The organism is Chitinilyticum piscinae (genome assembly GCF_015223195.1).
Taxonomy (GTDB): domain Bacteria; phylum Pseudomonadota; class Gammaproteobacteria; order Burkholderiales; family Chitinibacteraceae; genus Chitinilyticum; species Chitinilyticum piscinae.
Genome location: NZ_JADFUA010000003.1, coordinates 296,634 through 308,705, shown reverse-complemented (window position 1 = coordinate 308,705; position 12,072 = coordinate 296,634). Strand labels below are relative to the sequence as shown.

Annotated in this window: 13 protein-coding genes; 3 read left to right on the top strand and 10 right to left on the bottom strand. The window is 61.8% G+C overall.

Going from position 1 to position 12,072, the window contains the following annotated elements; all coding sequences use genetic code 11:
- Positions 1-16: 16 nt before the first annotated feature.
- From hisG to modA, 8 genes are all read right to left on the bottom strand, one after another.
- The gene (hisG, locus tag INR99_RS07355) at positions 17-655 is read right to left on the bottom strand and encodes an ATP phosphoribosyltransferase (RefSeq protein WP_194115672.1); all 639 of its coding nucleotides are present in this window, start codon (positions 653-655) and stop codon (positions 17-19) included.
- Between the two features lie 155 nt (positions 656-810).
- Entirely contained in the window at positions 811-1,215 is a 405-nt protein-coding gene (locus INR99_RS07350; RefSeq protein WP_194115671.1) for a DUF4870 domain-containing protein, read from the bottom strand.
- A 111-nt stretch (positions 1,216-1,326) separates the two neighbouring features.
- Positions 1,327-2,580, bottom strand: coding sequence for a UDP-N-acetylglucosamine 1-carboxyvinyltransferase (murA, locus tag INR99_RS07345; protein WP_194115670.1), 1,254 nt, complete (start codon positions 2,578-2,580; stop codon positions 1,327-1,329).
- 34 nt (positions 2,581-2,614) lie between these two features.
- On the bottom strand, positions 2,615-2,806 hold the full coding sequence (locus INR99_RS07340) for a hypothetical protein (protein WP_194115669.1): 192 nt from the start codon (positions 2,804-2,806) through the stop codon (positions 2,615-2,617).
- The gene (locus INR99_RS07335) at positions 2,806-3,039 is read right to left on the bottom strand and encodes a BolA family protein (protein WP_194115668.1); all 234 of its coding nucleotides are present in this window, start codon (positions 3,037-3,039) and stop codon (positions 2,806-2,808) included. Before INR99_RS07335 ends, INR99_RS07340 begins: the two co-directional genes overlap by 1 nt.
- Before the next feature lie 92 nt (positions 3,040-3,131).
- Positions 3,132-4,205, bottom strand: coding sequence for a molybdenum ABC transporter ATP-binding protein (gene modC, locus INR99_RS07330; RefSeq protein ID WP_228098138.1), 1,074 nt, complete (start codon positions 4,203-4,205; stop codon positions 3,132-3,134).
- Positions 4,202-4,876: a molybdate ABC transporter permease subunit gene (gene modB, locus INR99_RS07325; protein WP_194115667.1), complete on the bottom strand. Its 675-nt coding sequence runs from the start codon at positions 4,874-4,876 to the stop codon at positions 4,202-4,204. Before modB ends, modC begins: the two co-directional genes overlap by 4 nt.
- The gene (gene modA / locus INR99_RS07320; protein ID WP_228098137.1) at positions 4,876-5,616 is read right to left on the bottom strand and encodes a molybdate ABC transporter substrate-binding protein; all 741 of its coding nucleotides are present in this window, start codon (positions 5,614-5,616) and stop codon (positions 4,876-4,878) included. The genes modB and modA overlap by 1 nt, the downstream gene beginning before the upstream one ends.
- 151 nt (positions 5,617-5,767) lie before the next feature.
- On the opposite strand from modA, the gene INR99_RS07315 reads away from it, so the two are divergent.
- Positions 5,768-6,091, top strand: a complete 324-nt coding sequence (locus INR99_RS07315) for a rhodanese-like domain-containing protein (protein WP_194115665.1) — start codon at positions 5,768-5,770, stop codon at positions 6,089-6,091.
- A 60-nt stretch (positions 6,092-6,151) separates the two neighbouring features.
- On the opposite strand, the gene INR99_RS07310 is transcribed toward INR99_RS07315, so the two are convergent.
- Together INR99_RS07310 and corA are read right to left on the bottom strand one after the other, a co-directional pair.
- Complete coding sequence (locus INR99_RS07310; protein WP_194115664.1) at positions 6,152-6,871, bottom strand: glyoxalase superfamily protein; 720 nt, start codon at positions 6,869-6,871, stop codon at positions 6,152-6,154.
- A gap of 243 nt (positions 6,872-7,114) precedes the next feature.
- On the bottom strand, positions 7,115-8,077 hold the full coding sequence (gene corA / locus INR99_RS07305; RefSeq protein WP_194115663.1) for a magnesium/cobalt transporter CorA: 963 nt from the start codon (positions 8,075-8,077) through the stop codon (positions 7,115-7,117).
- Positions 8,078-8,306: 229 nt separating this feature from the next.
- Here corA and mgtE point away from each other — a divergent pair, with 229 nt between their 5' ends.
- On the top strand, positions 8,307-9,743 hold the full coding sequence (mgtE, locus tag INR99_RS07300) for a magnesium transporter (protein ID WP_194115662.1): 1,437 nt from the start codon (positions 8,307-8,309) through the stop codon (positions 9,741-9,743).
- A 275-nt stretch (positions 9,744-10,018) separates the two neighbouring features.
- Positions 10,019-12,016 carry a ribonucleoside triphosphate reductase gene (locus INR99_RS07295; RefSeq protein ID WP_194115661.1) on the top strand — a complete coding sequence of 666 codons (1,998 nt, stop codon included), beginning with the start codon at positions 10,019-10,021 and terminating at the stop codon, positions 12,014-12,016.
- Positions 12,017-12,072: the final 56 nt, after the last annotated feature.

The window sequence follows — 12,072 nt, the reverse complement described above, 5'->3', positions numbered from 1 at the left end:
ATTTTGCTCCGCTGTATTACTTGCCGATGACGCTTTCGAAGGCGTCGAGCATCGGCTGCAGGCGGTCGCGCTTCAGCTTCAGTGCGGCTTGGTTCAGCACCAGCCGGCTGGAGATGTCGCGAATGTGCTCGACGGCGACCAGTTTGTTGGCCTTGAGCGTGCCGCCGGTGGACACCAGATCGACGATGGCATCGGCCAGTCCGACCAGCGGCGCCAGCTCCATCGAGCCGTACAGCTTGATCAGGTCGACGTGCACGCCCTTGGCGGCGAAGTGGTCGCGCGCCTGCTTGACGTACTTGGTGGCGATTTTCAGGCGCGCGCCCTGCTTGACCGCGGCGTCGTAGTCGTAGCCTTCGCGTACGGCGACCATCAGACGGCACTTGGCGATATCCAGATCCAGCGGCTGATACAGGCCGTCACCGCCATGCTCCAGCAGCACATCCTTGCCCGCTACGCCCAGATCGGCCGCGCCATGCTCGACATAGGTCGGCACGTCGGTGGCGCGCACGATGATCAGGCGCACGTCGTCGCGGTTGGTGCCGATGATCAGCTTGCGGCTTTTCTCCGGATCTTCGGCTGGAGTGATGCCGGCTGCGGCCAGCAGCGGCAGGGTTTCTTCAAAAATGCGGCCTTTCGAGAGCGCGATGGTAATCATGTTGGGCTACTGGTCTGCAGGCGTGACGGACGGGTGGCGGGTATGCGGCTGCAGCTTTTGTTTCCAAAAGCATGCAGATGTATACCCTGCAGTCAGAATGCTAGCCACGGCCGCGCCGCATGCCCGTCGGTTGCGGGAATGCTAGGGATTATCCCTTATTTGAACAGCTTGAGCGTAACAGGGTATTTCGACTTCCAGCCGTTGATCGCCTTGGCCGCTTCCCACATCGAGAACATGGCCGAGCCGATGCCAACCCACCACAGCGGAAACAGGCTGTTGAAGGCGAACGAGCCGATCATCGCCAGGACGTAGAAGCAGCCCATCAGCAGCTGGAAATTGGTGGCCTGCACCGCATGCTGCTCGACAAAGTCGGAGTGCACACGGGCAAACGACAGGATCAGTACCGGGATCAGCAGCGCCAGAATCGGCAGTGGCAGCACCGGCAGCCAGAATACGCCGGCGCCATGCGCCAGAGCGGCAAAGCCTTTCTCGGCATTGTTCGGCGGGCGCGGCGTGCCGTCGCTGTCGTTGCCGGACGGTTTGGGGTTGAGCGTCAGCATGGTGGATACCCTTGTTCAGTCACAGGAGGACAGACCGCACAGCTTAGGGCAAGTGCCCGCCGGGAGTCTGAATCTGGGTCAAACCCCGGCTGCTGTGCGGTCGGGCCGAGCTTAGCCGCTGATGCGTTCGATCTGCGCGCCAACGCCGCCCAGCTTGGTTTCGATGTGCTCGTAACCGCGGTCCAGATGGTAGATCCGGTCGACGATGGTGTCGCCTTCGGCCACCAGGCCGGCAATCACCAGCGAGGCGGACGCCCGCAGGTCGGTGGCCATCACGGTGGCGCCCGAGAAGCCCTCGACGCCGGTCACGAAGGCCGAATGACCGTCGACCTTGATGGACGCACCCATGCGCGCCAGCTCCGGAACATGCATGAAGCGGTTCTCGAAGATGGTTTCGGTCATCACGCTGCTGCCTGTTGCCAGTGCGTTCAGCGTCATGAATTGTGCCTGCATGTCGGTCGGGAAGGCCGGGTATTCCAGCGTGCGGATGTCGACCGCCTTCGGGCGCTGCTTCATGTCGATGGCGATCCAGTCGTCGCCGGCTTCGATGTGCGCGCCGGCTTCCACCAGCTTGTCGAGCACCGCGCCCAGGATGTCGGCACGCGTCTTGCGCAGCACGACCTTGCCCTGTGTGGCGGCGGCGGCGACCAGGAAGGTGCCGGTTTCGATGCGGTCGGGAACGATGGCATGCTCGGCGCCGTGCAGTTCCTTGACGCCTTCGATGGTGATGGTGTCGGTGCCGTGGCCGCTGATTTTCGCGCCCATCTTGATCAGGCACTCGGCCAGGTCAACCACTTCCGGCTCGCGCGCGGCGTTTTCCAGAATGGTGGTGCCTTCGGCCAGCACGGCAGCCATCAGCAGGTTTTCGGTGCCGGTGACGGTAATCATGTCGGAGCGGAAACGGCAGCCTTTCAGCTTGCCCTTGGCCTTCACATAGCCGTGCTCGATCACGATCTCAGCGCCCATCGCCTGCAGGCCCTTGATGTGCTGGTCAACCGGCCGCGCACCAATCGCACAGCCGCCCGGCAGCGACACCTGGGCTTCGCCAAAGCGCGCCAGCGTGGGGCCGAGTACCAGAATCGAGGCGCGCATGGTTTTCACCAGCTCGTAGGGAGCCACCAGGCTGGTGATGGCGTTGGCGGTGATTTCGTATTCGTGGACGTTGTCGGTCATCACGCGCACGCCCATGCCCTGCAGCAGCTTTTGTGTGGTCTTCACGTCGGCCAGTTGCGGCACATTGGTGAGGCGCAGGGTGCCGGCGGTCAAGAGGCCCGCACACAGAATCGGCAGGGCGGCGTTTTTGGCGCCGGAAATGGTGATTTCACCGTTGAGCGGTACGCCGCCGGTAATTTTCAGTTTGTCCATGACAGTCCTCCGGGCCTGGCCCGGCAATAGCTCGTTATTTGGTGAGGTACCACGCCAGTACGGCGATCAGTACGATCAGGAACGGTAGATTGGAGAGCGCGGCCAGCTTGCCACTGCTGCGATTGGCGTCCTTGTCGCGCGCGGCGGCCTTGGCGTCCTCCAGCCGTTTTTTCTGTTCGTCGATGGCGCCCAGGTCGAAACGGCGCTCGTCGTCGTGGCGGGGCATCAGGCGACTTCAGCCGGGGTCTTGGTGGCGCGCAGGCTTAGTGCGTGCAGTTCGCCCGAATCCAGCTGGCTTTTCAGGCGGTCTTTGACCAGACGGTGACGGTCGAGCAGTTTCAGGCCTTCGAAGGCCGATGAAACGATGCTGGCGTAGAAATGGTGCCCGTCGCCTTCGACTTCGACGGCGGTACAGGGCAGGGCAGCTTCGATCAGTTGCTTGACGTGTTCGGGCGACATGGGTGCGTTTCCGGCTGCGAAACAAAACTGCTGATTTTACATGAAGAATCGCCGGCTGGCTGCAGTGCCGGGCGGTGACTGCTTGCCGGCGGTCAAATCAGTGCGACGGATTTGATCTGCACCCAGACGCGCTCGCCGACTGCCAGCTGCAGTGTGTCCAGTGACAGGCGGGTGATTCTTGCCAGCAGCGTGCTGCCGCCGCAGTCGAGCTGCACCAGCACTTGAGCCGGATGTCTGGCCGGAGTGATCGCGGTAATGGTGGCGGCCAGGCGGTTCAGGATGCTGCTGGCCGGGTCGGGGCTGCGGCTAAGGCTAACATCGCGGGCGTGAATGCGCACGCGGCGGAGCTCGTCCTTCGCCAGCCTTCCAGCCGGCAGCTGCAGCACGCCACCGGCAAAGTGGAATTGCGCGAGCTGGTAGTGTGTGTCAACGCGGGCAATACGGCCATTGAGCACGCTGCTGGCTTCCAGCTCGAATGCCGCGGGTAAATCCATGCGCGCCAGCGTGTCTGCCAGCGGGCCGCAGGCGATGACCTGCCCGGCCTCCAGCAAGACCAGCTGCTCGGCCAGCCTGCAGACCTCGTCCATGCTGTGCGTGACGTACACGACGGGCAGATCGAGCTGGCGGGTCAGGCTGTCCAGATAAGGCAGGATTTCGTCTTTGCTGCGGGCGTCCAGCGCCGAGAGCGGTTCGTCCATCAGCAGCAGTTGTGGCGAGGTCAGCAGCGCGCGGGCAATGGCTACCCGCTGGCGCTCTCCGCCGGACAGACGTGCGACGGGCCGCTCCAGCAGTGGCGCGATGCCGAGTAGTCCGATGGCTGCGTCTGGCTGGATGTGGCGCCTGGACTCGGGAATGCGCCGGTAACCAAACAGCAGATTGTCCTTGACCCCCAGGTGGGCGAACAGGCTGGCTTCCTGGAATACATAGCCAATCGCCCGCTGGTGCGGTGCCCGGAAGAGCTTGCTGTCGCTGTCCTGCCATGCCGTGCCGTTGAGCGTCAGGTGGCCGCGTGCGCTGGGCTCCAGCCCGGCGAGCATGCGCAGCATGCTGGTTTTCCCCGCACCCGATGGGCCGAACAGCGCGGAAACACCGCGGGCAGGCAGGGTGAATGCCGCATGCAGGTGCTGTTGTCCGCGGCTGAGCGTCAGGTCGGCAATCAGGCTCAAGAGCGTGCTCCGTTGCGTTTGAAGAGATTCAGCAACAGTAACACCGCGAAGCTGAACACCAGCATGCCGGCTGAAAGCCAGTGGGCTTGTGCGTACTCCAGCGCTTCGACATGGTCATAGATCTGCACGGAAATCACCCGCGTCTGCTCAGGGATGTTCCCGCCGATCATCAGGACCACGCCGAATTCGCCCACCGTGTGTGCAAAGCTCATTACTGCGGCGGTAATCAGCCCCGGGCGCGCCAGCGGCAGCACCACGTGGAGAAAGGTGTCGAGCGGCGCGGCCCGCAGGGTGGCGGCGACTTCCAGCGGGCGCTCGCCGATGCCTTGGAAGGCCTGCTGCAGGGGTTGTACGGCAAAAGGCAGTGAATAGATCACCGACGCAATGACGAGGCCGCCAAACGTGAACGGCAGCAGCCCCAGGCCGAGCGCCTGCGTGAGCTGGCCGAAAGGGCCGTTCGCACCGAAGGCGATCAGCAGATAGAAGCCGATGACGGTTGGTGGTAGCACCAGCGGCATCGTTACCAGCGCGCTGGTGATGCGCGCCGGCCACGAGTCGCTGCGCGCCAGCCACCAGCCCAGCGGAATACCGATCGCCAGCAGCAGCAGTGTCGTGACGCTGGCCAGTTCCACGGTCAGGCGGATTGCCGACCAGTCCTCATTTGTCAGCATCAGAAGCGGTAACCGTACTGCTGCATCACAGTGCGGGCGGCCGGTGTTTTCAGATAGTCCAGCAGCGCGCGCGCTGCAGAACTGCCGGCACCGGGTTTGAGCAGGATGGCATCCTGGCGGATGGGCTGGTGCAGTGCCGCCGGCACAATCCACGCCGAGCCTTCGCGCAGCTTGCCGTGTTCCATGATCTGCGACAGCGCGACGAAGCCGAATTCGGCATTGCCGGTAGCGACAAACTGATAGGCCTGCGCGATGCTCTCGCCCTGTACGAGCTTGGGCGCCAGAGTCGCATCCAGTTTCAGCGCCTGCAGCGTTTCCATTGCCGCCTGGCCGTAGGGAGCCGCTTTGGGACTGGCAATCGCCAGTTTGCGGAAATTCGCCAGCTTCAGTACTGCGCCGTCACGGTCGACTGCATTGGCTACCGGGCTCCAGAGTGCCAGCTGGCCGGTGGCGTAACTGAAGCGCGTGCCGGTGATTCCCAAGCCTTCCTGTTCCAGCTTCAGGGGCGTGGTGTCGTCAGCCGCCAGCAGCACCATGAATGGCGCGCCGGCCCTGATTTGCGCGTAGAACTTGCCCGTGGCACCGGAAGATAGTTGCAGCGTGTGACCAGTCTGCTTTTCAAAGGCTGGCGCGAGTTTCTGCATCGCCGGCATGAAATTGGCAGCAACGGCGACCGGGATGGTATTGGCGGCAGCCAGGGGGGCCAGGCCGGAAAGCAGCAGGAGAGCGGATGTGCGCATGCAGGTGTCCATAAGGCCGGAAGTCCTAACCGTAGCGCGGCGAAGTCATTCCGGCAATAGTCAGGACGGAGGGCTCGGCATGCGGTACAGTTACGCAATCGGGACGGGGTGGCCAGCAGGCCGCCCCGTTGTCATTTGCAGAGGAAAAACCATGCAGCATCTAAGCCCATTGGAGCTGGCCGAGTGGCTGGCTGATGAATCTCGCAGCAAGCCTGTCCTGCTGGACGTGCGTGAAGGCTGGGAAGTGCAGCACTGCGCACTGCCCGGCATCACCCATATCCCGATGGGCGAAATCCCCGCCCGCCAGCTCGAACTTGATCCCGATACCCCTACCGTGGTGATCTGTCATCACGGAGTGCGCAGCTATCAGGTGGCGATGTTTCTGGAGCGCAATGGTTTCGAAACGGTGATCAACCTCACCGGCGGAGTTGCTGCCTGGGCGGATGAGGTTGAGCCTGCATTTCCGCGCTACTGATCGGACGGCGCAGTCCGGGCTCCAGAGTGGGAGGAAAAGCCGGCGGATGCCGGCTTTTTGCTAACCCGTGGTCTCGCTGAAGTCCAGATTCAGGGGCGCCGAGTGAATCATCGCATCACCGGTGCTGGTGGTTTCGCTTTCCGTGGCAACGGCTTCGCTGATCGCAAAGTTGCTGGCCCATGCCGCGCCTGTCCCCGCCAGGAAGAAGCCGAAGGAAATCGAGATGGCCTCTGGCGGCACACTCAGCACAATGCGGGCAGGGCTCCAGTCCGTGGTGCCCAGGAGCGGCCGGTACATCATGTTGTCGAATTTGAGAACGCCCTGGGGGCCGTCAATCCGCATCCACATCTGTACGGATTCGGCTTCGCTGGATTTCAGCATGGCCGAAAGCGCGATTTTCTTGCCAGCCCAGCGGCCTGGAACGAAGGTTTGCATCAGGGTCGCATACCTCTCGCGGATGTCCGGCAGCGATTTGCCGTTGTGGCGAATGACCGCAGCGCGCTTGTCTTGCCATGACACCAGGGGGTCAAGCCCGGTGATGTAGCAGTCCAGGCAGGTGCCAAAGCGGTGCCATCCCGCCGGCAGCGGATCCTGGTTCGGTTCGGCAGGCTTGAAAACAGTGGCCTCGCCGATTTTTGCCGCGAGGATGTTCCAGTTCTTGCAGCCGAATTGCTGCGCGACGATTTCCAGTGCTTCGCTGTGGGAGAGGGAGTGGTCTTTCTGGGCGAGCAGGTCGCGCAGGGTTTTCGCCATGAGTTTGGCGTCAAGAAAGGTACGCATAGCCAGATCCTTTTGCATGAGTGCGAGCGTCAGGATTCAGTGCTTGCATTGCTGAAACACTCGCATGAGCAAGGGATCAGTGTCGAATCGTGCTGCGGCTGCCTTCACCTTCCCGGGAACGGGGCAAGCAGCAGGCGGCAACCGGCCTGCCGCTGATTTTTCTCCTCGCGACCTTTGCTGTCAATGGATTACGACAAAAAATCGTCACGGGAAAGTTTTGCGCTTCCGGATATCCGGTGTGAATTACAGCCAGCCCTTGCGCTTGAAGAACCAGTACGGGGCAATCCCCGAGATCACCATTAGTACCAGCGCCGCCGGGTAGCCCCAGGTTTCGGCCAGTTCAGGCATGTGGGCGAAGTTCATCCCGTAGATCGACGCAACCAGAGTCGGCGGCAGGAACACCACGCTGGCGATCGAGAAAATCTTGATGATCTTGTTCTGCGCCAGGTTGATCAGACCCATCACCGCGTCCATCAGGAAGTTGATCTTTTCGAACAGGAAGGCGCTGTGGTTGTTCAGGGATTCCAGGTCGCGCAGGATTTCGCGCAGATTGTTTTCCTGCTCGCTGCCCAGCGTGCGGCTGCGCAGCAGGAAGGACAGCGCGCGACGGGTATCCATCAGGTCGAGACGCACCTTGCCGTTGGTATCTTCGTGGCCAGCCAGTTCGGCCAGCGCTTCCCCCATCAGCTCGTCGGTCATTTCGCGGGTGCGGTCGAGCACGCGGCGGCTCACCTCATCCAGTTTGGCGTAGATTTCTTCCAGTACATCGGCATCGTATTCGACGGCCGCGTCGTAAATCGCCAGCAGGATGTCCTGCGCGGTGGTGACAAAGCCCGGTTGCACGCGCGCCCGCAGGCGGAACAGGCGGATTACCGCCAGCTCTTCCTGGCGGATGGTCAGCAGCCGTCCTTCATTCAGCAGGAAGGAGACGGTGACGTTGGAGGATTCTTCGCCGTCGTTGTGCAGGAAAAACGAGCTGATATGCAGGCCGTTGTCATCCATGTAACAGCGCGCGGATTCTTCCAGATCAAGCAGTTCCTCGTCTTCGGGCAATTCCAGGCGGAAAACGCGCTGTACCAGTTCCCGCTCTTCGTCGGTCGGATCGACCATGTCGACCCAGAGCACTTCGGGGCGCTTCAGGTCGTCCGGCGTCAGGGCGGGCACCTGCATCAGGCGGCCGGCGCTCAGTACGAAAGCATTCAGCATGTTCGGTTTCCCCCGTCAGGCCTCGCAGTGGCCCGGGCAACAGTCGTTCCGGATATCACCGGGAACAAGGTATCGGATCAAGTGCAGGAGCCGGGAGGCCCTGCCTGGCGGCCGCGGTACGCGACAGGCCAGCCGCCGTGTTGCGGCGCGGCGATTATACGCGCAGAGCTGTCATCAAGGGCTGTTACAATCGATTAATTATCGACCCCTCACGCGGTAGCGCTAAGCCATGAGCGAGATCACCCGTACTTCACCCGACAGCCTGCAGGAAACGCTGCAACAGGTGATGCGCCTGATCGAACGCCACAAGCTGATCGAAGGCATGGTGCACAAGCAGGATATGCCGCGGCACGAACTGGTCGAGCAGCTCGTACACAAGCAGCATGTGGCCGAGCTGGAGAAAAAACTCGCCAGCCTGCATCCGGCCGATATTGCCCACATTCTGGAAGCCTTGCCGCTTAATGATCGGGGTATGGTCTGGCAGCTCGTTTCCAGCAAGGACGAGGGCGAGGTACTGCTGGAGGTATCGGATGCGGTGCGCGAGTCGCTGCTGGCCGATATGGCGCCGCACGAGATTCTGGCCGCCGCCAGCGAGCTCGATGCCGACGAGCTGGCCGATCTGGTGCCCGATCTGCCGCAGGCGGTGCAGCAGGAGCTGTTTACCTCGCTGGATGCCGAAGAGCTGGCGCAGGTCGAAACCGCGCTGACCTACCGCGATGACGAGGTCGGCGCGCTGATGGATTTCGACATGGTCACCATCCGTGATGATGTCACCCTCGAGGTCGTGCTGCGTTATTTGCGCCGCTTCAGCGCATTGCCCAACCATACCGACAAGCTGTTTGTCATCGACGAACGCCGCCGTGTGAAGGGCGTATTGCCGCTGGAACAACTGCTGGTCAACGACCCCGAGCTGACGGTGGCCGCGGTGATGGCGACCGACGTGGTGCTCTTTCACGGCCACGATGATGCCGGCGAGGCCGCGCAGGCGTTCAGCCGCTACGATCTGGTTTCCGCGCCGGTGCTCGACAGCAATGGCTTGTTGATCGGGCGCTTGACGGTCGACATGATGGTCGACGTGATCCAGGAAGAATCCGAGGCCGAGGTGCTGTCGCTTGCGGGCCTGAAGGACGAGGATCTGTTTTCCAGCGTCTGGGCATCGGCAAAAAACCGCTGGCCCTGGCTGGCGCTGAACATCGCCACGGCGTTTCTTGCCAGCCGGGTCATTGGCGCTTTCGAGGCCACCATTGCCCATCTGGTGGCGCTGGCGACGCTGATGCCGATTGTTTCCGGCATCGGTGGCAATACCGGCACGCAGACCATTACGCTGATCATCCGTGGCATCGCGCTCGGGCAGATCAACGCCGGTAATGCACCCCGGCTGCTGCTGAAGGAGTCCGGCATTGCCCTGCTCAATGGGCTGGTCTGGGGCGGGGTGCTGGGACTGATCGCCTGGTTGCTGTACCGGCAAATTGACCTCGGGCTGGTGATGATGGGGGCGATGGTGCTGAACCTGCAGGTGGCTGCGCTGGTTGGTATCGGGGTACCGCTGATCATGCAGCGGCTGGGGCGAGATCCGGCCTATGGCTCGTCGGTGCTGCTCACTGCCATGACCGACAGCATGGGTTTTTTCATTTTTCTCGGGCTGGCGACGCTGTTCCTGACCTGATCTGCTGCTGCTCCCGCCAGGCTCGCGCCTGGCGCTTCGGCTCGCTGCTGATACGGGCTGTTTCATCGCCGCGACACCGCTTTGTAAGCTGGAATCCGGCGTATATGCCGGCAGATGGCGTCGTTGCTGGCGGCGGAAATCATACCGTCAAGTTAGGGATTTCTCCCGTCTGTCAGGGTTTGATCTTGGTCAATTGCCACAGTATGTAGCGTCGCGCTGTAGCTATAAACACAATATATTGTGCCTCGTACCCAAACCTAGCGAGGAGCTGCATCATGGCCGGACACCCCGAATACGTCGTCAAACGCGACGGGCGCACCGTTCCCTTTGACGCCACCAAGATTGCCAAGGCGCTGGCCCAGGCCGGCATGGCGACGGGGGAGTTCAATGAAGCCAAGGCGCACCGCCTGACCGCGCTGGTGATCGAACAGTTGCCGACCGATGCCGCGCCGACCATCGAGCAGATCCAGGATAACGTCGAAGAAATGCTGCTGGCGCTGGGGCATCTGAAAACTGCCCGTGCCTATATCACATACCGCAGCCAGCGCGCCCGCGTGCGTGCCGATGTGCGCACCGTCGTTGATGTGGAAAGCTCGATCAATGAATACCTGGAGCAGACTGACTGGCGGGTGAATGCCAATGCCAACCAGGGCTGGAGTCTCGGCGGCCTGATCCTGAATACCTCGGGCAAAGTGATCGCCAATTACTGGCTCAACCACGTTTATCCGCCGGAAATCGGTGATGCCCATCGCTCGGGCGCGGTGCACATCCACGATCTGGACATGCTGTCGGGCTATTGCGCCGGCTGGTCACTGCGCCGCCTGTTGCATGAGGGCTTCAATGGCGTTCCCGGCAAGGTCGAAGCCACGCCGCCGCGGCATTTTTCCGCCGCCATCGGCCAGATCGTCAATTTCCTCGGCACACTGCAGAACGAGTGGGCCGGCGCACAGGCCTTTTCCAGTTTCGATACCTACCTGGCACCCTTCGTGCGCGTGGACAAGCTCAGCTACAAGCAGGTCAAGCAGTACATCCAGGAGCTGATCTACAACCTGAACGTCCCCAGCCGCTGGGGCACGCAGACACCGTTCACCAACCTGACTTTCGACTGGATCTGCCCGGAAGACCTGCGCGAGCAGATCCCCTATGTCGGTGGTGAGGAAATGCCGTTCAACTATGGCGAACTGCAGACCGAGATGGACATGATCAACCGCGCCTACATCGAAGTCATGATGGAAGGCGACGCGATGGGCCGCGTGTTCACCTTCCCGATTCCGACCTACAACATCACCAAGGATTTCGCCTGGGAGCATCCGAACACCGATCTGCTGTTCGAAATGACCGCCAAGTACGGCCTGCCGTACTTCCAGAACTTCGTGAATTCCGACCTCGAGCCGCACATGGTGCGCTCGATGTGCTGCCGCCTGCAGCTGGATCTGCGCGAACTCTTGAAGCGTGGCAACGGGCTGTTCGGTTCGGCCGAGCAGACCGGCTCGCTCGGCGTGGTGACGATCAACTGCGCGCGCATCGGTTATGAATTCAAGGGCGACGAAGCCGGCATGTTTGCCCGCGTCGACGAGCTGCTGGAGATGGCGAAAAACAGCCTCGACATCAAGCGCAAGGTGATCCAGCGCCTCATCGACGGCGGGCTGTATCCCTACACCAAACGCTATCTCGGCACGCTGCGCAACCACTTCAGCACCTTTGGCGTGAACGGCATCAACGAGATGATCCGCAACTTTACCAACGATGAATTCGACATTACCGACCCGCGCGGCCATGCTTTTGCAGTCAAGCTGCTCGACCATATCCGCGCAAAAATCGCCGACTACCAGGAAGAAACCGGCAACCTCTACAACCTGGAAGCCACGCCGGCTGAAGGCACGACCTACCGCTTTGCCAAGGAAGACAAGAAGCGCTACCCCGGCATCGTCCAGGCCGGCAGCACGGATCAGCCGTATTACACCAACAGCTCGCAGCTGCCGGTGGGCTTTACCGACGACCCCTTCGAGGCGCTCACCCGTCAGGAAGAGCTGCAGCGCAAGTACACCGGCGGCACCGTGCTGCACTTGTACATGAACGAAGCGGTCTCCAGCGCGCAGGCCTGCAAGGCGCTGGTGCAGAAATCGCTGGCCGGTTTCCGCCTGCCCTACATCACCGTGACACCGACCTTCTCGATCTGCCCGAAGCACGGCTATCTGAGTGGTCACCACGAATTCTGCCCGAAGTGCGATGCGGAACTCATCGCCAGGAAGCAGGCGCAATGCTGTGATTAAGAATCCGGGTATGGCTCTGTAGTCGTTGTTTGCCAAAGATATACAGCTATATACCC

Excerpts from the sequence above, each read along its gene's own strand:
- hisG (WP_194115672.1), bottom strand. The coding sequence starts at position 655 with ATGATTACCATCGCGCTCTCGAAAGGCCGCATTTTTGAAGAAACCCTG.
- INR99_RS07350 (WP_194115671.1), bottom strand. The coding sequence starts at position 1,215 with ATGCTGACGCTCAACCCCAAACCGTCCGGCAACGACAGCGACGGCACG.
- murA (WP_194115670.1), bottom strand. The coding sequence starts at position 2,580 with ATGGACAAACTGAAAATTACCGGCGGCGTACCGCTCAACGGTGAAATC.
- INR99_RS07340 (WP_194115669.1), bottom strand. The coding sequence starts at position 2,806 with ATGCCCCGCCACGACGACGAGCGCCGTTTCGACCTGGGCGCCATCGAC.
- INR99_RS07335 (WP_194115668.1), bottom strand. The coding sequence starts at position 3,039 with ATGTCGCCCGAACACGTCAAGCAACTGATCGAAGCTGCCCTGCCCTGT.
- modB (WP_194115667.1), bottom strand. The coding sequence starts at position 4,876 with ATGCTGACAAATGAGGACTGGTCGGCAATCCGCCTGACCGTGGAACTG.
- modA (WP_228098137.1), bottom strand. The coding sequence starts at position 5,616 with ATGCGCACATCCGCTCTCCTGCTGCTTTCCGGCCTGGCCCCCCTGGCT.
- INR99_RS07315 (WP_194115665.1), top strand. The coding sequence starts at position 5,768 with ATGCAGCATCTAAGCCCATTGGAGCTGGCCGAGTGGCTGGCTGATGAA.
- INR99_RS07310 (WP_194115664.1), bottom strand. The coding sequence starts at position 6,871 with ATGCGTACCTTTCTTGACGCCAAACTCATGGCGAAAACCCTGCGCGAC.
- corA (WP_194115663.1), bottom strand. The coding sequence starts at position 8,077 with ATGCTGAATGCTTTCGTACTGAGCGCCGGCCGCCTGATGCAGGTGCCC.
- mgtE (WP_194115662.1), top strand. The coding sequence starts at position 8,307 with ATGAGCGAGATCACCCGTACTTCACCCGACAGCCTGCAGGAAACGCTG.
- INR99_RS07295 (WP_194115661.1), top strand. The coding sequence starts at position 10,019 with ATGGCCGGACACCCCGAATACGTCGTCAAACGCGACGGGCGCACCGTT.